This is a genomic window from Sphingobacterium sp. Lzh-3 (genome assembly GCF_046764375.1).
Lineage (GTDB): Bacteria > Bacteroidota > Bacteroidia > Sphingobacteriales > Sphingobacteriaceae > Sphingobacterium.
On the sequence record NZ_CP177226.1, the window covers coordinates 5,563,110 to 5,587,406 of the forward strand.

Genomic DNA, 24,297 nt, shown 5'->3' on the forward strand with positions numbered 1-24,297 from the left:
TGCTTTTAATAACTCCAAATGGTAACAGGTCCAATCAAACCGCTTTCCATGGGTTTCCAGCCGCTTGCATCAAAATCTTTATAATTGATATTGACAAAATTGATTTCGTGATAATTTCGCCAGGCAACTTTTTTACGGTCCAAATAGCTGATTCGGTTTGCCATTAAATTGGCAACCTCTATGCGAATCTTGTTTTCACCATTTACCAACAGGGTTGTAATATCTAGCTGAAACGGAATCGACCATAACACACCGGCCTCCTTTCCGTTGACATAGACCTTTGCACTTTCAGCAACACGGCCCAATTTCAACAGATAAGATTTTGATTGATCCTTATTGATCGAAATTGTTGTTTCATAAGCTCCTGTTCCGGAAAAATTGACAGCATCTTGGTCTCCCCAATCTGTCCAGGAGGAGAGTTGATCGAGCTTTTTAGCCTTTGGTAAAACAGGTCCACCAGCCATAAAACTCACTTTCCAATCGCGATCCAATTGCGCCACCTGGTTTAACTCGTCCTGATAGCGAAAGGGTTCTCCGGCCTGTTGCGCTGAGGCAAGGACTATCCAGGAATAGCCAGATGGAATCTGCACCCGTATTTTGCCGTTAGCTGACGGCAACTGATATGTCTGCCCAGTTTGAGGATCCAACAGCGAATAATGTGAAGCCTGTGCATTTAATGTAATGCTACGATCAACAGTCTGTCCACTATGATTGACCAAATAATAATACGTGTCCTTACCAGCGGCTCTGCGTGAAAACTTCAACCCTGTTTGGTTAATCCGTTCTGCTGCGATCTCTTCTGTTTCGAGTGCCGAATTGACATCTGTCGTAAGATAGATTTTGCCTCTTCCAAAAGCTGTGTACTGATTCGCTTTATCCTTTTCGAAACCCAGCGATGCAATTAATTTATTGAACAGTGTACGGCGTTCCTCTAATTGGCTATATCCAGGAATCTCTTGCGGTAATTGCTGGAAGATGACAGTTGCGCCTTGGTTGGCCATTTCCAGGATTTTCTGCAGTGTCACTTCAGAAAAATAATGACAGGCAGGTATATAAATTGCCCGATAAGGGATCGCATCCTTTGAGGTTTGTAATTTCCCGTCGTTTACTGTAGTTCCTGCCAGAATTTTATCTGTTGCAAAATCAAAGCTATAGCCCCGTTTCTGCAGCTGAACACTTTGTTTATAAAATTGCGTCGGATGTAACCACTCGTCAACATCATGAACCTTTAATGCCTTATCCATTCCCTTGGCATTATTCCAAATATCATAAATGGGCCAATATACCAGCAGTTCGTTGTCAGCACGCGTAGATTGCAAGATAGATTGCACACGTGTAATATATTGATTCAAACCGGTAAGGTGGTCCCAGAACGAATTTTGTGGAACAAAATTAACGGAAGCATAGAACAACCATCCTGGAAAAGGGACATTTTTCGGCGAATAGGTTGTCCCATGATAGAATACATGATTCACTCCAGCAAGGAATAGTTGTTCGACTTCTGGTTTCGTTTGTGATAAAGAAGTTTTAAAATGTTCGGTCAGCCAGGTGAATGTTTCCGAAGAAGTATATTTTTTACCGTATACATTTGTCGCCGACGTCGCAAATTTCGCCATCATGGGGTCTGGATCCACATTACGGATATCAGCAGTATCCCGTCTTAATCCGGGAATACCAAAACTACTGGATCCAAAGGTTTCACACTCCGCAATATCTGTATCCGCATACAAATCAATCAGATTTCCTGGAGATCCATGGGCTTGATTTTTTGAGACTGCACTAAAACGATGGGCAAAATCCGTAAATGGGGTCAAAAAATTCTGGGCAAGCAGTATATCCACAACCTCACGATAATCCGATTTAAGGCCTGCTGTTTTAGCTTCATTCTTTCCCTTACCTACAAAATCCAGGAGATGATCCTGTAACCTATATCCCTTTATCCGGTCGAATGATTGCAAAAACTCATCCGTCCAATTCGCACCGTATACTTCGTAGCTATCGTTAAAAAAAGCACGTACATGCAATGGTTTGTCCTGAAAAGCTTCGGCAAATCTATTGAAATAAGATGCGACAGAACGCTTCCCCAGGTGATCCAACGTATATCCTTCTCCGCCCGGAGCGGCACGTTTGACTTTCTGTCCTGTTCTACCAGAAAAGACAGCTATTAAATGAATATCGGTAGGGGCTTCCCATGTTCCAGCAGTCTTTGAAATATGATCATCCAGATTAATCTCGCTATTGTCGGCTCTAAATGCCCGTAATGCCTGCAAAAAGAAATAATGTTGTTTAGGATCCTTTGGCTTTAAGGGAAAGGTGACTTTTTCACCTTTTTTTAATTCAAATTCATCTAGGATCAATTTGGTAGCGGCATCCTTTTCTTTGATTTGAGGTCCCCCAAATGGCCAACCAGTTCCCAAATTAATATCCACTCCCATGCCCAAGGCATTGGCCTTATCCGTTGTTACCCCCAACATATTCATCCATTGTGGTGAAAGAAAGTTCAGGTAGCTGGATTCAAATCCCTTAGCGCCATAAATAGGTGTTACCTCAACTCCACCAAAACCACTTTTTTCAAATAAGGTTAATTCGCGTTCGAGATTAGGTCGGTCCACAGCCGAACCGAGCCACCACCAACGCGTCCAAGGCCTCATTTCTTTGGTAACTGCTGGCCATAAATCCTGCGCCATCGTTCGACCGACAGCCAACAGATTACAGGCAAGCACTAATGATATATAAATTTTCTTCATGTTACAATTGGCCTAATCCATGTGAAATACTTTTTTCAAACTGACCGATACTGGAGAATGATCGGCATGTACTTCCATGATATCATACATATAATCCCACCATTGCTGAACAATAGCTTCCTTACCCAACTCTTGTGACGAATGTCCTGCTAAATATTGAACAGCAAATAGAGTGTCTGTCTCCTCATCCAAAAAAATGGAATAATCAGACACCCCATTTTCGCGTAATAAGGTTATTAATTCTGGCCAGATCGCGTCATGTCTCCGCTTATATTCCGCAGACATTCCCGGTTTCAATTTCATTTTAAATGCTATTTTCTCCATTTCTTTTCAGTCTTCAACTATTTTATGATCGGCAAATTTTCTTAATTGGCCACTACCTGATGTATGTCAGCTTCGATAATGCTCAAGGTGCCTTTGGCATTCACGTCATTACGGGCCACACCATCATCAAGTTTCTTGCCCCCCATTTCAACCTGATTGTTTTCCCTCGTGGTAAAAGGTGCATTTTTAAGTTTTATTGTTATTTTTTCACCTCTTGTACGCGGAAATGACAAGGTACAATAGCCTAATGTCACATCGGTATTGCCGTCGAAAACAAGTTTTTCGTCCACAAAAATCTGCAATGGATAAGATCTTGATCTAAAATTATTCAGTTTCAGGTCAACTTCATCGATATCGGATTTTTCCTGCAAAGTATATGTAATCCAGGCGGTACCTAGTTGTCCGTCATTGACCCAATCCGACAGTTCATTGTCGTCGTAAGAGTGTGATGCTTTCTCTTGATTGGCGCCAGCAGCAACTGCACGGATTTTGAGACTTTTTTTCAGCTGCACCAAGGTGGGGTTCGCAGGACTTGGTCCACGCGCTAAAAATGAAGGCAAATTTTCATTGGATTCCTTGACGAAATAATCCGCCATGGTTTTGAGCGGTTGCACCGTCCAGACGGTTGAATCTGACAGCAGACCACTTGATGTCGCCTTCAACATCACACGCCCCGATTTATCGTACTTTGTGCGAAGCAATACACGATTTACACCAGCCTCCACAGGAAGTGAGGTAGCTAAAATATAGTTATCAGGCCCCTGGGCGATACCCCCGCGCCAATCCATCGGTCCATCCAACTTAAAGTCAATCGTATTAGAAGCCAATGGGCAACGTAATCCGTTTTTGTCAAGCACTTCGACTTCTACCAATACCATATCGTTACCATCAGCAAATAAGCCATTTTTACCATGTTGCGCCGTCAAACGGATTTTGTAAGGCTCACCTGTTGTTTTTAGTTCTTTCTTATTTAACAACTTTCCATCTTTTGTGAATGATTTTGCCGTCAATACGCCGGCCTCAAAATCAACGGATGGAAATCGGTATAGGAAGTCGTATAGCTTTTCCGCTTCTTTCTGTACTTTTCCGTTCACAGCTAATTCGACCCGGTCAGCGGCCGAAACGACCAATACATCTTTTTTCGTTCCGGGCGCATAGTTCCAGTGCCCTACAAGGTACAAGCCTTTTGGATCAGGAGCGATCCAGCCATCCCACATCACCTGGTGGGCAAAGTAAGCATCTTTGGGAATACGCATGGCGTCTACTTCGCCACTTCTTCTGTAATTCTCTTTTCCCCTAAAATGGGTATTGGAATCCGAGAAAATAATATTGACACCGCCCGAATTTACGCGGTCACCAGTGCCCGGACGCATCTTCCAATATTCCCACCAACGGTGTACCGCTTCAACAACATAAGTATCTTGATTCCTGTTATAATCACTGGCATCTACACCTTTATAAAGCGGGCCTTCACCATCCTTATGAAAAGGATAACTCAATTCGTCCCAATATTTACGTAAGGCCTCATCTCGCATATATTCGGTTGCGATCATAGGATGACGCGCACTTTTATTGATATACAACATTTCCCCCCCATACTCAGCTAACTTACTATCCAGCATTTCACGTGAGCCAATTGCCCGTCCGCCAGCTGGATCGTATTGATCACGAATGGTCTTCATCTCGGCCATATGTTCCTCCGAAATCGATTCGTTTCCACATTCATAAAACAAGACACTTGGGTTATTCCGATAATAAATAATTGCATCACGCATAAGCTCCGTTCGCTGTTCCCAACGTCTACCTTGGACATCTTTTTCGGCATCTCCTGCGGGTAGCATTTGCATCAGTCCCACGCGGTCGCAGGATTCAACATCCTGTCTCCAAGGTGTTACGTGCATCCAACGAACCAAATTGGCATTGCTCTTGACCATGAGTCCATTGCTAAAATCACTTAACCAAGGTGCTACAGACAAACCAACAGCAGGCCATTCATTACTTGTACGCTGTGCATAGCCCTTCATCATCAAAACCTGATCATTCAGATAGACCATGCCGTCTTTAAAAGCCGTTTTTCGAAATCCTGTTTTCGTCTTTACAGCGTCTATAGTTTTGTTGTCCTGTACAATTTTTGTCGTAACCGTATAGAGATAGCCATAACCCCAGCTCCAAAAATTAACCTGATTCATCGTCGAGTTCATGGTCAATTGTTGTGTTTGATTGGCAGGAAGATTGAACTTTTTTGAAAATGTTTTCACTAATTTTCCTTCGGCATTATGTACTTCGGCAACAAAGTTGACCAGACGCGATTGCAGGGTTTCATTCTTTACCTCCGAAGAAACAAAAAGATCCATTGTCTTTTCAGGGATATTTATGTTTTTCGCATACACATAAACACCTGTAGTCTTCAAATTGGAATACAATGGTAAAGTCTGATAAATTTTGGAAGTAAAGTGGATCCATACATTTTTTGGAATTCCACCATAGTTTGCATTAAAGTTTTTATCGTTCCATTGATACGTGCTATTTGTTGCCTTTTCACGATAGCTCCAACTATTGTCTATACGTATAGCCAAGATATTTTCGTGATCGCGATCAATCAGGTCCGAAATATCAAGTCCTGCTGCCATAACGCCATTTTCATGACGACCAATAAATTTTCCATTGAGATAAAATTCTCCGCCAAAGCGAATCCCTTCAAATTCCAAAAAGACCTTATCGGAAGTAATTCCCTTGGGAATACTAAACTTTTTTCGATACCAAACAATAGTTGTCGAAAGGTCATGTATCGCTTTTGCGAAAGCTTCATCTTCATTCCAGGCTTGAGGCAAGGCAACCTGCTTCCATGCCCGATCATCGAAGCTCACAGCATAAGCATCGCTTACATCGCCAATATGGTAACGCCAGCCAGCGTTGAAACTAAAAGTAGTCCTCCCTGCCTGAGCATATGTACCGAATGAAAGCAGTAGGCAACAAAAAATAAACAGGGACCTTTTCATCTTATCTTGACAACATTTTATAGACTTCTGTTCCTCCTAATAAGAAACAACCCAAACCGTAATCTTCAAAATCCGGTTGACTTGAAAAACTGACGGGCTGACCATCCTTAGGTTCTTTCCCTGTTCCTTGCAAATAGCCCAAAAAACCAGAAGGGTGTACCGCTTCTGCTGTCATTGCTTTCCATGCCTTTTCTACAACAGGGCGATATATTTTAGCATCCAGGAAACCATTATTGATACCCCAGGCCATACCATAGGCAAATAATGCTGTGCCTGAAGTTTCACGTCCGCCAAAATTAGTCGGATCGTGTAGACTGACATTCCAAAATCCATCCGGTCTTTGAATAGGAACAAGCGCTTCCATCATAGCTTTATAATCCGACATGTACTCGGCACGATGTGCTTCGTTCTCCGGAATTAAATCAAGTACCCTGACCAAAGCTGCCACAACCCATCCATTGCCACGTGACCAATAGCAATCCTCACCATTCGGCTCCTTGTAGGGAGGAACAAAATCTTTATCGCGCCACCAAAGTTTATCGGCCTTGTTATACAGGCCTCCACCTTCCTGTGTTTTTGAATGATGATACATTTTATACATGTAATCAAAGTAAGTTTGATCCTTGGTCATTACTCCCAATTTAGCATAAATTGGCATGGCCATTTGTATGGCATCAATCCAGGTCCAATCGTCTACTTTTCCAGATTTGATAATGTAATCTATATTGGCTTTAATCTTTTGGATACGCTCAGGCTTTGCTTCAATCTCATAGAGATCCAGATAGGTCTGCCCACAAGCTTGGTCATCGGCATTTCGAGTTTCCAAACCGTTGCGCATACCCCAGTCATGTTTATTTCCCCAATCCACAGCATAATTGTAGTATTCGTTGTTTTTATCAATCTGATAAAGTGCCATGAGCCCTTCGTAATAAACGGCCCGGGTCCAGATATTGCTCGGCCGCCAACGGTTGGTATAGATCGGTTTACCGGTGTCTGTCCATTTGTTCATGAAATAACGATTGGTCAGCTGCAACGATCGGAGTACATCTACAGCGGTTAATTCCTGCCTCTGTTCGACAACCTTCTTCGTCGATGAACATGCTGAAAGGAAAAACGCAATCATCAAAGTGGCCGTATAAGTATTAAATATTTTCATGTTTTTCTTTATATAATTATTCATAACGGGAATTCCTTTTTTTCAGAAAGTGTCTGATCTTATTGGCCAGAGAGAACCTTCTTTTGCTTTCATTGCTGTTGGTGTGGTGCCTGCGAAATCATGAAGGTTTTTGAGCGAGCTGCTCGTAGGGTATCACACCAACCCTTTTCGCCCAGTTTTCATAGATCTTAACCATTTCTCGGTATATTTTCGGAAAAGAGGCTGATAAGTCTACTGTTTCACTTCTATCTTTTTCTATATCATATAAATACCACCTATTTTCAGGATAGGAAGAGACCAATTTCCATTTACCTTTGCGCACAGCTTTGTTACCCTCGTGCTCAAAACAAATTTCCCGATCCATATCCTTCTGTTGCTCATTCCATAGCGGAAGCAAGGAGGCCCCTTCCATCGGTTTAATCGTATTACCGGCATAATTTTCAGGATAGTTTGCTCCCGACCATTGTGCTAAGGTTGGCATGATATCGATCAAATGGGCTGGCCTATCAAACTGTTTTCCTTGCGGCAGAAACTTGGGCCCATAAGCGATAAAACTGGTTGCATTGCCACCCTCAAACTCCCAATGCTTGAACTTTTTGAAAGGCGTATTGCTCACTGCAGCGCCTTCAATTCCATAAGCTGTAAAAGAACGTGGATGACTAGCAGGAAATTCATTCGCAGCTCTAATTTCTGCTGTAAATCCCGCATTGGTTATGGTCTCATTGCTCGCCCCGTTATCAGAGAGAAAAATAAAAACAGTGTTGTCCAATTGCCCTTTTGATTGGAGATAATCAACCAGTCGGCCAACATTCTGATCCAATTCGTCTACCATCGCCGCGTAGACAGCCATCTTTTCATCCCATTTTACTTTTTCTTCCCAGCTGCAATCATTCCAATTTCGCAAGGTGGTATCCATTGGAGACAATTTGGTCGTTGGTGGCACTATCCCTAACTGCTGCTGTTTTTGAAAACGCTTTTCACGGATAGCCTCCCAGCCTTCCATATATTTACCCCGATACTTTGCAATATCCTGCGGTTTGGCATGTATAGGCCAGTGGGGCGCCTGAAAAGCGAGGTATAGAAAAAAAGGATCCTCTTTTTTCGTTTCCAAATGCTCGCCAATGAAAGCCATCGCATAATCCGTATAGGCATCCGAGCTATAGTAATCTTTTGGCGGAACGATCGTCTCATTGTCCAAAGCTATCGTCAATGTTTGTTTGGGACGATAAGGCCGGTTTTCAAAGTAGCTGTTTGCTCCATCAATTAGCCCATAGTAGCGCTGAAATCCACGCTGCCGAGGCCAATTTTCTTTTTCCTGTCCAACATGCCATTTCCCAGCCATATAAGTTCCATAACCTGCGCTTTTCAATAGTTCGGCCAATGTGACCGAGTTTCGATTTAAATAGCCCTGATAGGCAGGAAAAGGACGCTTGTTCATCATATCACCCACACCTGCCTGATGCGGATACAATCCGGTCAATAGAGAAGCACGTGATGGACAACAACGCGAAGCATTATAAAAGTTAGTCATCTTAATACCTTCCTTTGCCATTTTATCCAAATGTGGGGTCTGAATTTCGGAACCAAAACAACCTAAATCAGCATAGCCCATGTCATCGGCCAGAATCAACACAATATTGGGCCGTTGCTGTGCACGGACTATAAATACTGTGAGCAGAAAGAAGATCGCCAGCGGAAAGGTAGATTTTATCATACTACATAAATTTCTTTAGTCCGATTTTGGTTTGTGCTTTCAATTGTTCAGCAACGAGTTTAGCATTTAGCAAAGCACCTGCTTTAATTGTATGGGTCGCATCTTTAGGATCAAAAAATTCTGTTTCTACTTTCTTTTTCCCCAATGTTTCATACTGGGCTATCACTTGATCCTGCAAGGAGATAAAAAACGCATTAGCCTGTTGTGCAGCTTCTTTTGCCCATGTTGCATAATCCGATTTACGCACTTGGTTTCCTTCCCAGGCATTGCGCGGAATAGGTGAACAAATAATTGCTGTGGCTCCTTTATCTTGAATATTTTTCACAAATCGACGTAAGTAAAAACCATAACTATAGACAACTTCATGTTGCTTCAGCAATGGATTATACACTTCTTGGTAATCGTCGCCATTTCCTTTTATCGTTCCACGAGCACGTAACGTATCCACAATAGGACTTGAATCATTATGTCCAAATTGCATAAGGACAAAATCGCCCGGCTGTATGCTATCTAGTACCCTCTGCCAAAGCTTTGGATTGTTATAAAATGTCCGGGTACTTGTTCCCCCTAAAGCACGATTCTTGACATTGATCTTATCTAATTTAAAATACTGACCGATCAAACTTCCCCAGCCCCACTGTCCATTGGCCCCATTTCCCTGTCCGTTTTTTACGGTGGAATCACCAATAATAAATAAGGTCGGTTTATGCTGTTTTTCCAAAAAAGACATACTGATTACAGCGAAAAGGACCACAGCCCAAGGCAACAATTTCAATTTCATCTTCATTTTTATTTAATGTATTGTACTAATTGGCTTTTAATCCTCCGAAATCCTTCGATAACAGACAATGCATTTTCTCTTGCTCCAGCTTTATTCGTATGTGTATGGTCACCTGGAAAATAATTGGATTTTACCCGTTCAGCACCAAGCTGATCATATTTATCTGCGGTAATACTATTCAGATCCAAAAAAGGAACGCCCTGTTCTTCTGCAATCTGCCTAGCCCACAAGCCAAAGTCGTTGTCGGCCCGTTTCACCTTACCTTGATTATCCCATTGGTTGCGCGGAATCATGGATAACAAAATTGGTGTTACCCCCTTTTTCTTTGCTTCAATCACAAAACGACGCAGGTTTTCACCGTAAGTGTGTACGGTCTCCTTCTTTCCATTTCCCCAATCCAGCACAACGGAGTCCTGGCCGATGCCCCGTAGCACACCCCGATAGCCTTGTTTGCTGGTATCGGGCTTACTGCCCTCGTTATGGCCAAACTGAATCAATAAGAAATCTCCCGGCTTGAACAAAGAATCAACTTTTGCCCATCTTCCTTCTTTGACAAATGTTCGTGTACTACGCCCCGCCATCGCATGATTGTCTACACGGATTCGTGTCGTATCCAATAATTCAGGAAGCAGGGTACCCCAGCCCCAATATTCCTTATTGCTGTTCTTAACGGTCGAATCACCGATAAGATAAATCGTAGGTCTATCTTGCTGTTTCGCAAAGGATATCAAAAGAACGGCTGTCAGTGCCATCCCTATCCATTTTATTGTATGCTTCATTTGCTAACTTATCTATTTCTTTTAGTCAAAAAATCCAAATCGCGCTTCCAAATTACTATTTTTTATGGCCATACTTAACCAGCTGAATGTTCGGCTTGACTGGACGATCCATACCTGCACCGAGATAATACCCCGTATGTGGCGGTTGATTGTAAGCCACATTCTGCCATGCTATGCTCAAGCGATACTGTGGATCATGCATCAACGTATATACCCTTTGCGTTGTAGGGATCGTTGTTGTATAGATACGTAGGCTTTGGTTGTCATCTGCACGTAGGATCAATTCTTCACGCCAATCGCCAAAGATATCCGCGCTCAGGTTAGGTGTACTTTTAGTTCCATTGATCGATGATGCTCCAATCGCCGTAAAGATTCGTTCTATTTTCCCATTTTTATATTTTTCAATATAGTTACTGTTTAAAAGTTCCCGGCTCAAATCGGCATCCCACCAGATCAGAAAATTGGTCGATCTCGGCGCCGGCCCTACACGATTACCTTTGGTATCGTACATATCTCTAGATCCCAGCCACCACAGATACGCCCCTTTATGATCGGGATCTATATTTGCAGCAACACCGCGGGGAATATCTTGGTCTATTGCACTTTTAAACAATATTGCGCCAGTTTTGGCATCCAATAAAGCCACGCCGGTCCCTTTCCGCCCTCCTTTCAGTTCATGGATTCCAAAGATCTCCAGGCCGGGTCTTTCAGGATCTAGGTCACCGACATGCAGCGCATCACCATGTCCCAGTCCTGTACTGTATAGACCTTTGCCATTATCATCAATAACCATCGAACCAAACACAATTTCATCTTTGCCATCCTGGTCAACATCCGCGACCGTAAGATTATGATATCCCTGTCCGGAATAAGGATCTTTACGAACTTTGCTATCAAATACCCAGCGGTTCACTAATTTTTTATCTTTAAAGTCCCACGCTGCCAAAGCTGTCCGTTCATAATATCCCCGCGTCATCACAACACTTGGATGTACACCATCCAAATAGGCTACACAAGCTAAAAATCGATCGCTGCGATTAGCATTTGTATCTCCCCATGAACTTAGCTCTCCACGTTCTGGTAAATAATTTACAGAGCTTAGGGCTTTGCCCGTCAATCCATCAAATACGGTTAAATATTCAGGTCCTTTCAATATGCGACCAACAGTCCGCGAATTTAATACAGTATCACGCCAATCGGCCTGGGCATCACCAATGACATTTCCCAGTCCATCTTTCGTACCGTCGGCCGTTTTGCAGACCAGCTCTGCACGGCCGTCACTATCGAGGTCGTATACCATAAATTGGGTATAATGTGCTCCTTCCCGGATATTTTTACCCAAATTGATTTCCCAAAGAAAAGTACCATCTAGTTTATATGCCTGAAAAATAGGTTCCGAAGTAATCCCATTGTGTGCATTGTCATGTCCAACACCCGTCTGATGAACAATCAGTTCGTAAGTCCCGTCTCCATCCAAATCACCTACAGAAATATCACCCGGAGTGTACCCTTTGGGAGTACGTAAGGGAATATTTAAGTATTGCTGTACTTTTTGATCTTTCGATAAGGTCAATTTAGCGACTTCTTTTTCTTTACCTCCGGCTACTATATCCAAAATGTAAGTAACATCTTGATTCAAATCGACATGATCGTCCAAAAAATTAGTCCCTCCGGTCAAAGGTGAAGTATTTAGTCTTTTCTGCTTGCCATTCCCATCCTTTCTATAAATTGCAAAAGCCGTATCAAAATCGTCAGTGCCAAGCAGACGCCAGCTTAAAAAAACAGCGTTGTCCGTCGTTTTTACACCCACCATCCCCCGATCCAAAAACTCCATTTTACGTTGGCCTGAAACGGCTAGGGAACCGATCAGCGCCCCGGTCAAAAGAATAAGTTTTGTCTTCATAATTCAAGGTCTAAGCCACAGCAATATGCTGGTACATATTATTATTGCTTTTTATTATTAACAGTTACATTATTTAGGACAAAGTTTTTAATATATTCCCTGTGAATCGCTGGATCTTTGGCTGCACGGACGTGCATATTTTGAAATGTAAAATCCGACAGCACATATTGTTCCGAATTGAGGACATCGAATACGATGTCGCAGTCCAGATCTATATTGCGTAGGACAATATTTCTTGCATAGGACATTTTAATATCTTTCTCGCCCTTCAAATCAAAAAATTGGGTCCAAGGTTTAATAAACAACATGCTATTGACATTTCCCTTTACATTTTCGATCAAAATGTTTTCATATTCTTGTGGCGTATCTGGCCGCATCTTTAACTGCAACAGCTTGCGTGCTTTATCTAAGGTATTGTTCCTAAAAATCACATTATAGCTATGAATAGATTCACTACCACAAGTCAGTGCACTATGACAAAATCCAAAGAAACAGTTCTCAATAATAATATTTGAATTAGGTCCATTATTAGGATCTTTGTCGGACTTAGGCCCTTTACCTCCTTTTAATGCGATCGCATCATCGTTAACGAATAAGTAACAATCCTTAATCAATACATTGCGGCAGACATCCAAATCAATCGCATCTGAACTAGGCGCTTTCACAGGTTCCTTGGGCGCCGAGATGTGCAAACCGATCAATTTTAGATTTTCACATTTATAATAATGTGAGGTCCAAAACGGTGAATTGATCAAACGAATGCCCGATATTTGTACGTCCTTGCTATTGGAAACATAAAGTAAGCGTGGGCGCATCTCGTCCATATTTGTGCATTGTGGATTAAACTGTCTTCGAAGCCAAAAAGATCGCCAGTAGCGCAACCCGTTTCCATCGAGTGTGCCTTTGCCCGAAATTGTAAATCCATCCACCTGATCCGCATTGACAAGCGCCAAAAAATATTTCACTGTCTGACCTTCCATTCGAGTCTCCGCTAGCGCAAATTCTGCGATATCATCACTTCCTTTTAACACAGCCCCTTCTTCCAAGTGCAAGTGTGTCTTTGGTTTAAAAAATAATGAGCCACTCAGATAGATCCCTTTAGGTACGACGACAACACCGCCTCCACTTTCATATGCTTTATCAATTGCTTGTTGGATTTTGGCAGTTTGCACGATGGTGCTATCTGCGACCACACCAAAATCGGTGATGAGAAATTTCTTTCCGAGCGATCCGATCTCAGTCGATTTTACAGTCTCGAACCATTTTGAGATTGCTGTTCCGTCCGGAAACTTTCCTTGCGCATGTGCATTGGACAAGATCGCAATTGATGTAAGCAGGAGTAAAAATCGAAAGAATTTTTTCATCATATTTAGTTTTATTAAGTCTTGTTTCCCCGCTTGTCTACAGCTTATTTAAAAAGTGTAGACAATGCCTTCGAATTGATTAGCGTATTTAAGGATACTTAAATAAGTAGCTAGTTTTAAAAGTATCAACATTTTTAACAAGAGCCGTCCTGTAGTATCCTGAACAAACCAGACAATACAGTCAGAAAGTGCTCGTTTTCATGTATAATAAGGTTAAAAATAGGGATTCAACGTCATTCGTAATATATTTGTTATAGAATTCTCAACTCCAACCCCACACCAACTTATGACCAACTCCTCACTGTAACCACGTTGAGTGCACAGTGAGTCCACGTTGAGCCCACCTTTTAGAGGTTGATTCACCATGCACTCACCTTTTTAACAATCCGCTTGCAGTCAGGAGTTGATATGGATTTGGTGATACCTTATCCTTAAGAAAATATATCCAAACCACCTTGTACTGTCCTGCTTGGTAAAATTAGGTTCCCCCTTGATTGTTCCTTATTTTTAGTCTTTATTGTTTTTAACCAATTGCTTAGGACCTCCTGATGAAAAATAAACTGGATATTCCATATGGCCTTAAAAAACACAAACCGAGCTTGCGTGCTCATGAAATAATTATTAACATGAAATATAAATCAATCTTCACCCTTATTTTACTATGGATCGCTTTTACTCGATTTAGCGTCGCACAGATCAGCAAGATCAACCAAGACGATATTAAAATCAAAGCTCCTTTTGAAATCCCAGTATTTAAGGTCCCAAATTTCGAGCATTGTAAAAACTACGATATCCGCGATTTTGGTGCACGTCAGGGTGATAAGGAAAGTACTACCACAGCAATCGCGAAGGCAATTGCGCTAGCGACAACATCGGGTGGCAATATCATTATTCCTCCTGGAGAATGGTCAACAAAGGCAATACACCTAAAGAGCAATGTTAACTTACATGTCAGTGCAGGGGCAACCTTATTATTTTCGGGCGACCCGAAAGACTATTTGCCTGCTGTTCACAGTAGTTGGGAAGGACTTGAGTGCTATAATTATTCGCCATTGATCTATGCATACGAAGCGACAAATGTTGCCATTACCGGTAAGGGAACCATAAAAGCAGATCTGACTGTTTGGGAGAAATGGTTTCCGAGACCAAAGCCGCACATGGAAAGCATCAAAAATCTCTATAATTGGGCACAAGAAGGGAGGCCTGTGGAACAGCGTATCATGGTCAACGACACATCTAACCTTAGACCTCAGTTTATTCAATTTAACCGTTGCCAACATGTTAGGGTCGAAGATATCAAGATCCGAAACAGTCCTTTTTGGACCTTGCATCTCTACCTAACGAAAGATGCGCTTATCCGTGGCATCGACATCTACGCCCATGGGCATAACAATGATGGAATTGACCCAGAAATGAGTCAGAATGTATTGATTGAAAATTGTGTATTTGACCAGGGGGATGATGCTATTGCCTTGAAGTCCGGTAGAAATCCCGAAGGCTGGCGGTTGAAAACACCAACAAAGAATATTGTGATCCGCAATTGCGAGATCCGTGACGGTCATCAGCTCCTTGCCGTTGGGAGTGAACTCTCGGGAGGGATTGAAAATATTTACGTAAACAATTGCACGGTACTGCCGAATGAGAAGCTCATGCATCTACTTTTCATCAAAACCAATGAACGTATGGGCGGTTATGTCAAAAACATTTATTTTTCAAATATCAAAGCCCAAAACGTAAAGGAAGGTATACTTGGAATAGATACGGATGTGCTCTATCAATGGCGCAACCTGGTACCAACCAAAGTAAAAAAACTGACTCCAATAACGAATGTCTATCTTTCCCACATTAAAGCTGAAGAAGGGCAGTTTGTCTCGAAGATCAATGGCAATCCCGAACTTCCAATTCAGACCGTACAATTGAAGGATGTACATCTTAAAAAAACAACATCAACTGCTATTCAAAATAAATACGTCAATGATTTTTCCTACACGAATAGCGATAAAAGTGAATAAAGCACAACCTTTTTGGGTTCAAGCAACCTAAATAAGCATTATTGAAATGAATACTTACTATTAGGGTTACACCATAAAGAAGGGCTTTTCTATTAACATAGAAAAGCCCTTCTTTAAGCATTATTCTTTTAATCTGTCAACACATTAACCTTAGGCATCACAAATTGTGTATTTTCTTTTTCGCCTTTTGGGGTTCCAAAGTAAAAATAGAGTGTCCGGTTAATCCTTTTATCCATTTGATTAAGCTCACCCGCGGGTCCATTCACGGCAGCATTTCCATTAATTCCCAATGCCAGTTTTGTTCCAATAGGGGGAATAGCATCTAAAAAGGAAATATCTCCAGACGGCAATTGCGGATATCCTTTAGGACCGGAAATTCCGTAAAACTCAAACAATCGCACAAATAAATCGTCCTGATCTGTTGCGACCAAAAACTTGCCTTGCACTGTATTGAATTGTACCCAGCTTACATCGGAGAAGTAGCCTTTAAATTCAGGAAATGCCCATGGACCAATACCGGCTTTTCCATCATTGTACATTTTTTCCCATGTATTTAGGGTGACACCTTGCATCCTATTCTTCCATACGCGATACGGTCCATTACCGAGCCATTTGGCCCCAATAATATAGTTTTCAGGAAAGTTGAAGCTTACTCCGGCATAAGGCACCGTTTTTTTCATATTGTAAGCATAATCAAGTTTCAACCAGCCGTCTGGCCGCATCGTCCAACGGATAAAACTTAGATTGCCATCAAACATAAACTCAACAACTTCATTTTTTCCATCCTGCCAACGTTTAGCACTTTTCAGCTCCGACTGTCCATCAATAAGCACCGGGCCATTATTAAAAGCTAATTTCATGCTATAATCATTGGCCAGATCAACTAATAATCCTGTTTTTTTGGAGATAAAAGCTGTTATTCCGTTTGCCTTGAGGATATAATTCACACTGTCCTCTTTCGCTTCAACATCGGTAGAAGATTTTAAAGGTAGAATTTCAGCTGTAAGAGCCTGATTGGATTTTACACGCCATGTCCAAGTATAAATTTCCTCCCCATGTGAGTCAGTTGCCGTTAATATTAGTGCATCATATTGTTTCCAATCGCTCGGTAAATTCAACTGCACGTTTCCTTTTTGAGTCGGAGCCAATACAGGACTATTTATCTTTAGATTCAACACCGAGTCCACCCCCGCTTCTTCGGCATAGGGCTGTTTATAAGTAATCAATTTACCCTCAAACCTACAATCTTTTAGGTTGGTAAAGTGATAACGATTTTCCACCGGAATAGTTCCATTGAAGTCGGCAGGTAATTTCTTCATCGTAATATGTACAGGTGAATAGATTTCCCGAATAGCATAGAAACTTCCCTCTTTTTCGCGATGTGGCCCAAGGATTCCATCGGGGGCATTTACGCGGTTGACATCAATCACATTGTTGAAATCTGTACGCACGATACCTTCATCTGCAAAATCCCAAATAAATCCGCCTGCACCTAATTTGGCATTCCAGTGCAACTCCCATATATCTGCTAATCCCGCTGCTGCGTCGCCATCGTCCTGTGCATGGAGAAATTCAGTCGGCATGTAAATGTTTGGCCCTTCCAGAATTTTTTTTGTTGAATAAAAGTCTTCATAATGGTTGCAATCGATTCCATTGATGGCGTTCCCAGGTCTATGATGTGCATGGATTACCGTTCTTGCCGAAAGATCATATTTTTTATACTCATCAACAAGTTCTTTATTATGCCCGCCTTCATTGCCATTGCTCCAAAGTATAATGGAAGGATGATTGGCATCTCGAATAACCATTTCTCGCACTAGCTTTTTACCCACAACAGTGCTATATGCCTTCTGCCATCCGGCCAATTCATCCAAAACATATAAGCCCAATGAATCGCAATAGGCCAAAAACGATCTATCTGGCGGATAATGTGAACAGCGTACCGCATTCATGTTCATTTCTTTGATCAGTTTAACATCATTCAGATCCAATTGTGCGTTCACAGATCGTCCAGTTTCGGGCCACCATACATGACGGTTGACACCTTTCATCTTCACTTTTACACCATTGACATAAATACCATCTCCTTCTCGAACTTCGATCGTCCTGAAACCAAAACGATCTTGAGATTGATATCCTTTATTCTTCCCATCCCATAGGGTGTACGTGACCTGATACAAGTTTGGCGTCTCCGCTGTCCACAATAACGGTTTTTCCACTTTCATTTCGATCAATTTTACCGAATCTTTCGCCATAATCGGGAACTTCTGATTTGCGATCAGGTTGCCCTTCAGATCTTTGATCTCCACCTGTAGATTTGTGGCTTTAGACAAACTTTCTAAATGCACGTTGCTTCGAAAAGTTCCATCTGCTTTGGCGTCGATAGCTGTCCAACTGATATGCTCTTGTGGTGTCGCCTCGAGGTATACAGGTCTATAAATACCGCCTAAAATCCAATAATCTGCAAGGCGCTCCGCATTGTTAACAGATTTATCAGAAGACATTTTTGATACAGTCGCTTCCAATATATTGGCCTTGTCAAAGCTGATCTTGTCGGTGACATCGTACTTAAACTGATAGAAAGCACCTTGGTGGATATCTCCAGCCAGCTTACCGTTGATCTTAACTTCGGTATCTGTCATCGAACCTTCAAACACAAGGCTTATTTTTTTACCTTTCCAGTTTTTTGGAACAGTAAATTGATGCCGGTACAAACCTTTCTCATCGTGAAAGATGAAATTCTTGCCATAGGTCACATAGTCCCGACCATAGTTATAAGCCCCAAATCCCTGTTGTTCCCAATGACTGGGAACCGCAATCTTATCCCATTTTCCAGCCTTACGTCCCCCAGTTACCCAGAAGTCCCAATTGACCGTATGAACGTTGTCTGTTCCTGAGAGATAGTGTATTTGCTTCATCGTTTGTGCTGAGGCACTATGTGCCATCATAACGTATATCAAAGCAAAGAAGACAATTCGAATTTTAAGCATAGGTTTATTCATTGAATTAGCAAACCTCTAAAATAAAAAGTTCAGGACACTTAAGTATCCTGAACTTACCTGTATGGTTTTGTTGCCAATATCGGCATTCACCCCCTGCGATACTGTTGAGACAGAACAGCACAGGATGACAAATTCATTCGGTATACCTAAACTTGCTGTATTAAATTGGTTATTTCCCAATTTAGACGGTGCCTACTTTTGGTATGATTTAGATAAAAAAAGCTATTATAGCAAAGGAAAGCCAGTAAAATAGTATCATATTTTTTATCATAAATTTAGGATTAATTGGTTATTTTAAAGGTTTTCATTCTCCCCGTTTGAAAACCTTTTTTTATAACAATCACTTTTATTAAGATGGCAACAGCATTACAATTTGATCATTATAAAAGCGTGAATATTTCGAAAGAAAGATCTCAGAAATACACTACTCCGTTCTAAAAGGTAAAGTAGGCAATCCTTCCTTATTAAAAAAATTGGGACGCGCTGTTTCATGCCAACCAAAGCGAACCTGTTTTGGTGACCTTACCGAAGCAGCGGATACAACGACATGATCACCTTCAATTTTTGCTTCTGCAGGTACAAATTTACCATCTGCTCCAGCAACCTCAAACCAGGTCAATTGATCGCCTTTACATTGCAATCCGCTGCCAACATGCTTAAAGTTCAGGATTACGTTATTTCCGACTATCTTTTTACTTTTATATTGTGGTCCTGAAAAAACAATATTCTTTTGACCATAGTCAAATGCCAGTGGCCATAATGCCAAGCGACGTCCTACTTCCCATTTATAGGAGGGGTGTATGTCAGAAAGGTCGTCGACCAAATCAGTGACTACAGCCATTCCCGAATTTTTAATGTCCATGCATTTTGTCTGAATCTCCCAAAACCAAGGCAACGCCTCTACATTATGCTGTGTTTTATCCTTTCTTTTACTATAATAATAAGGGGCAATCTGAACATAGTAAAAAGGCATATTTTTGTCCTTCCAGTTTTTACGCCAGGTATCGATCAGCAATTTTTGTTTTGCATAGTAACGAGCATCCTCAAACATCAGATTGCTTTCACCTTGATACCAGATAAATCCTTTCATCGCAAAAGGCGCCAGTGGACGGATCATCGCTTCATACATTTCTCCGGCAACAGCATGCTCAATTTTCGTTTCCCCATTTCGGGTTTCCTGTTTAAAAGTGCTGGAGTTTTGATAGGCTTCCAAGGGTGTCCAGGGCTCTATCCTACTACCTCCCCAAGATGAACTGATCAATCCCACGGGAACGTTCAGCTGTTGTTGCAGGGTCTTTCCAAAGAAATAACCCGGAGCCGAAAATTGCGCGAGGGAATTCGGATCCGCTACTTCCCACCCTTTAGTTTCCACATCGTCCTGCTGCCCTTTCTTTTTGGCAACAAGGAATAACCGAATTTTCGGATTTCCAGGTTGTCGCAATTCTTCCTCAGCCCGATCAACTCCAACAGCAGGCTTCTTATACCCCTTATGTAACTGCATCGTATACTCCATATTAGACTGCCCCGAACATAGCCAAACTTCACCCACAACAACATTTTTCAGCAAAATGGTATTATCTCCCTTTACTTCCATAGTAAATGCATCAAAACTTGCTTTTTGAGCAGTAAAGGTAACACGCCATGCTCCTTTTTGATCGGCCACTGTTTTCCTTATCAAACCTTTCAATCTGACTTCAATCTTCTCCTGAGGATCCGCATGCCCCCATACCACCACTGGTTTTCCTTGCTGAAGGACCATATTCGACCCAAAAACATGTGGTAATGTGACTTTAGCTTGTGTGCTGAACGCAATACCTGCCAAAATAAAGGAAAAGAGGATTTTCTTCATGCTATTTTTATTGAATTGTCTATTCTTAAAACCAAGAGGAACGTTCAATCAGCGGCTTGGCATAGAAAAACCGTCATGACTATCCCTTAAATAATATTTATCTATGTCTGCATATATTCAGATTCAGTGCCGAACTCATGCAATGAAATTAAGCATCTATTTATCGATATGCAACCTGTACTTCACTGTTTCACCCTATAGCATAATACGATAGCCTGTCAATAATTAACAAGGCTATCAGTTTGCTTTTAACAGATTTGATAAAACCGTTTGATTTATCGTAAAAGCTGTTCCATGACGTACTCCCTTCGGAAAGCTCACCCGATCGGAGACATCTTCCCAGTTGATGCCGTCTTTGCTTCGTACAGCTCCATATTTGTGGTCGCGGTATTTATCAAAATATACATAGATATACTCCCCAACCTGCAGCGGAGCAGGCCCCTCCGCCCAATAATTTCCTGTAATCGGCTTAGAGACAGTCGTCGGAAATCCTTTCGCTAAACGCTTTGTTGTTGTGATCCGAATATTTTTCTCAGGTGGGTTAGAATTTTCATTTTTCAACACCATCATGTATTCCTTATTGCCTTTTTGTATAATAGCCGCATCGATGACACTAAATTCGGGATCAAAATATAACTTGGTTTTTGAAAAACGTTTAAAATCCTTTGTCGTGACGTTATACATCCGATGGTTTAAGCCTTTCTCACTGTCGCTGGTCTGTACCTCTTTATGTCGACCAGGGATCGTCGTGGCCCAAATGATATAATATTCCTTCGTCGCCTTGTCGTAAAAAAGCTCTGGAGCCCATGCATTTTTCGCATCAGGTTCATCTACCATGACTGGAATTTCTTTTTGTTCGGTCCAATGTACAAGATCTTTGGAAGAAGAATATCCGATAATTTTATCCCACCAACCCGTTGTCCATACAAGGTGAAAGGTGCCATCAGGGCCTTGGCAAATACTGGGATCACGCATCAGCCTATCTTTTCCCACCGTTGGTATTAAGAAAGGTTTTCCCTGATTCAAGGGTTCCCATTTCAGACCATCCAAACTATAAGCAAGATGCAGTCCGTCAGCACCATTACCTATAAAATAAGAGAAAAGGTAGACAGAAGATTGTGCCTTAACGAGGCAAGTTAAAATAACGAGGAGCGTGACTAGAAATTGTTTTTTCATTTTTATAATCTTATGAATAAGTCTATAACGAGTTTCCATTATAGAGCAGGAAACGAATACTTTAATCCAAATATAGTGTTACTTCATCGACCACTACGCCCTCATCAAGCGCTTTGATACGCAATATGTCCTGTTGCAATGAAGCTATCTTAAATTTAATCGTTCGAATGGCCTGGTTGCGCAAGACATTCTCTTTCCACTCCTCACTTCGTCCAATTGTTTTATAAGAAATGGCAGGCGAACGCTGTTGCCCCAAAGAAACTTCAAAACGCAAATCATCTGAAGAGACCGGGTGTGTAGGCAGTAAGTGGATGACAACGGTAACAGAATCGCCCTTGAGCCCTTTGAGCGGATAACTGGCTTCTACATCCAATGGGATAGCTCCGGCCTGCCCTTCATACCCCAAACCTTCATATCCTATTGAGCCTTTTAGATCTCTACCAGGAATCCGCTTGACGGGCTGATCATTATTGGCCAGTGGAGCAACTGCTTTCTCTTCTATAATCTTATCGAAAACGGCAAGGTTTCTGGGTTTATAATCTATTATCCCCTTCCACTTTCCTTTATTCAAGGCATTGTATTGCGCAGTTAAGGAAACGATTTTATCATACGCATCGTGGCTTTTTTGCCATTCAGCTTTGCCATGACGTGCCAACTGCGCATAAAGGTGCTTTTCATTCATCTTTGCCGCTGCAACAACCGGATACAGCACTAATTCAAAATATGCATCCTTGCGATCCAACGGGATTGAAGCCTCAATTGCGGTGGCTGCATCTTGAATATGTTTATACTGCACCAATCGCTTTTTAATCTGCTGTTCGGACCAAGGTAGGTCTTTCACAATTTTATAGGCTGGATCTTTTTCTTCCGTACGTGTATTTCCCATAAACTCAGGTTTTCGAATATGAGCCAACCGATAATGTTCCTGCATAATCGGCACGATCTTCTTCGCCAAACGATGTCCAAATTCCCGTTGCAAAAATTGATTCAGATGCTGGTAGATGCCTATTTTTTTTACCCGGTCCATATCCCAGGCCATGTCCATCAGGAGTTCAATCTGATATTCAGCAGGCTTAATATCCCCAACATTGACAATCCACATTTTTTTAACATCATGTTGATAAGCTGTATTAAGCTGCTGGTAAATCAGCGCCGGACTCATGGTCGACAACCAAAGATAATCATGTGGTCGTCCCCAATAGGAGACATGATAATACAGTCCATTACCACCCGATCTTTTTCTTTCTATCGGATTTGGGAAGTGGGTGATATAACCATAATTATCGTCACACCACATCAGTGTTGTATAGTCAGGAAGATCCATACCGGCCCTATACACGTCCAATACCTCTTTATAAGGTATAACAACCTGAGGAATCTGCGCGGGGTCTGCATTGACATATTTTTTCAACAGATCCGTTTGATCTTTAATGACCTTATTGATCGCATCTTTATAAGCTGCAGTTGTTTTGACGCCTTCCATTGCTCCATCATGTTTCCCACGCATACCCAGTGTAAATATGTTATGGGATTGCCCCAGTGTTTTGAGTCGATTGGACCAATAATCAACAATCTCATTTTTATTTGTCAAATAATTATAGGGCCCCCGACCTACGATATCCCATTCCGTCGCACTGTTTCGAGCGAGGGGTTCACAATGAGATGAGCCGATATATATTCCATATTTTTCGGCCATTTCGCGATTTCCCCGGACAAAATAGAAAGGAACAGTTACTTCATGCATTGCTGGCCAAATTGAATTAGCCCGCAGCCTTAATAACAGCTCAAAAATACGTGCATAGGTCTTAGGCCCTATCGTCGCCATTTTTTTTGTTTTGGATGGATCAATTCCTGCATCTAACTTTGCTTCGGGTTCATAGGTTTTGCTGCTCCAAGGTGTCAATCCCCAGTCCTCATCATTTAAAAAAATTCCCCGGAATTGCACTTTAGGAAATTGCTTGTCTTCAAAATCGACGGGCAGAGAAATTGTTGATTTTTTAAGGGGAACCACATCTGCCCACCAACTCCATGGAGAAACTCCCAATTTTCTAGAAATTTCCATCACTCCATATGCCGTACCTCTAGCATCAGATCCTATCACTAAAAGTGTCGGCACTTTTTCTATCGGAATCACCTTCAAACAAAACATTTCCCATTGACCTTCCATTTCAGGAAGACGGATATGATAATCTTTTATCAATTTGCCAATTATTGGATCATGCAATTCTCCAACGATAATCGCCCCAGGATCAGCATTGTCGATTCGTTTAAATGCAGATTGACCAACTTGTTGTGCATCTGCATCCAAAAGTTCCAAAGCGGTTTCAATGATAGGATTTCTTCCACCATAATAAACATCCGCAGCCCGATTATTTTTGATCAGATTGAAGCCTGAGCCGGCAAACAAGGGCCCAATTGTCAAACAGAGGTTTATAAAAACTAAAATAGACTTCTTCTGCAAAGCTGGATATATCATATGAATTGAATGAGG

General features: G+C 41.7%; 14 protein-coding genes. 1 reads left to right on the forward strand and 13 read right to left on the reverse strand.

The window, feature by feature from the left end; all coding sequences use genetic code 11:
- Positions 1-5: 5 nt before the first annotated feature.
- From ACLCDV_RS23455 to ACLCDV_RS23495, 9 genes are all read right to left on the reverse strand, one after another.
- Complete coding sequence (locus ACLCDV_RS23455) at positions 6-2,747, reverse strand: glycosyl hydrolase (protein ID WP_411972376.1); 2,742 nt, start codon at positions 2,745-2,747, stop codon at positions 6-8.
- Between the two features lie 12 nt (positions 2,748-2,759).
- A complete protein-coding gene (gene rhaM, locus ACLCDV_RS23460; protein WP_159727303.1) occupies positions 2,760-3,071 on the reverse strand; it encodes an L-rhamnose mutarotase in 312 nt (103 codons plus the stop codon).
- Between the two features lie 41 nt (positions 3,072-3,112).
- Complete coding sequence (locus ACLCDV_RS23465) at positions 3,113-6,070, reverse strand: glycoside hydrolase family 2 protein (protein ID WP_411972377.1); 2,958 nt, start codon at positions 6,068-6,070, stop codon at positions 3,113-3,115.
- Between the two features lies 1 nt (position 6,071).
- A complete protein-coding gene (locus ACLCDV_RS23470; protein ID WP_317669397.1) occupies positions 6,072-7,226 on the reverse strand; it encodes a glycoside hydrolase family 88 protein in 1,155 nt (384 codons plus the stop codon).
- A 118-nt stretch (positions 7,227-7,344) separates the two neighbouring features.
- Positions 7,345-8,940, reverse strand: coding sequence for an arylsulfatase (locus tag ACLCDV_RS23475; protein ID WP_411972378.1), 1,596 nt, complete (start codon positions 8,938-8,940; stop codon positions 7,345-7,347).
- A gap of 1 nt (position 8,941) precedes the next feature.
- Positions 8,942-9,721, reverse strand: coding sequence for a rhamnogalacturonan acetylesterase (locus ACLCDV_RS23480; protein ID WP_411972379.1), 780 nt, complete (start codon positions 9,719-9,721; stop codon positions 8,942-8,944).
- Between the two features lie 8 nt (positions 9,722-9,729).
- Positions 9,730-10,500, reverse strand: a complete 771-nt coding sequence (locus ACLCDV_RS23485) for a rhamnogalacturonan acetylesterase (protein ID WP_159727312.1) — start codon at positions 10,498-10,500, stop codon at positions 9,730-9,732.
- 55 nt (positions 10,501-10,555) lie between these two features.
- Entirely contained in the window at positions 10,556-12,403 is a 1,848-nt protein-coding gene (locus ACLCDV_RS23490; RefSeq protein WP_411972380.1) for a rhamnogalacturonan lyase, read from the reverse strand.
- Positions 12,404-12,444: 41 nt separating this feature from the next.
- Positions 12,445-13,770 carry a glycoside hydrolase family 28 protein gene (locus ACLCDV_RS23495; RefSeq protein ID WP_411972381.1) on the reverse strand — a complete coding sequence of 442 codons (1,326 nt, stop codon included), beginning with the start codon at positions 13,768-13,770 and terminating at the stop codon, positions 12,445-12,447.
- A gap of 623 nt (positions 13,771-14,393) precedes the next feature.
- Here ACLCDV_RS23495 and ACLCDV_RS23500 point away from each other — a divergent pair.
- A complete protein-coding gene (locus ACLCDV_RS23500) occupies positions 14,394-15,779 on the forward strand; it encodes a glycoside hydrolase family 28 protein (protein ID WP_411972382.1) in 1,386 nt (461 codons plus the stop codon).
- Between the two features lie 128 nt (positions 15,780-15,907).
- Here the strand turns inward: ACLCDV_RS23500 and ACLCDV_RS23505 are convergent, their stop codons facing one another.
- The 4 genes from ACLCDV_RS23505 to ACLCDV_RS23520 form a co-directional block, all read right to left on the reverse strand.
- Positions 15,908-18,697, reverse strand: coding sequence for a glycoside hydrolase family 2 protein (locus tag ACLCDV_RS23505; RefSeq protein WP_411972383.1), 2,790 nt, complete (start codon positions 18,695-18,697; stop codon positions 15,908-15,910).
- 508 nt (positions 18,698-19,205) lie between these two features.
- Positions 19,206-20,630, reverse strand: a complete 1,425-nt coding sequence (locus ACLCDV_RS23510; protein ID WP_411972384.1) for a sialate O-acetylesterase — start codon at positions 20,628-20,630, stop codon at positions 19,206-19,208.
- A 237-nt stretch (positions 20,631-20,867) separates the two neighbouring features.
- Entirely contained in the window at positions 20,868-21,806 is a 939-nt protein-coding gene (locus ACLCDV_RS23515; protein ID WP_088163783.1) for a glycoside hydrolase family 43 protein, read from the reverse strand.
- 61 nt (positions 21,807-21,867) lie between these two features.
- Entirely contained in the window at positions 21,868-24,282 is a 2,415-nt protein-coding gene (locus tag ACLCDV_RS23520; RefSeq protein ID WP_411972385.1) for a glycosyl hydrolase 115 family protein, read from the reverse strand.
- Between the last annotated feature and the right edge of the window lie 15 nt (positions 24,283-24,297).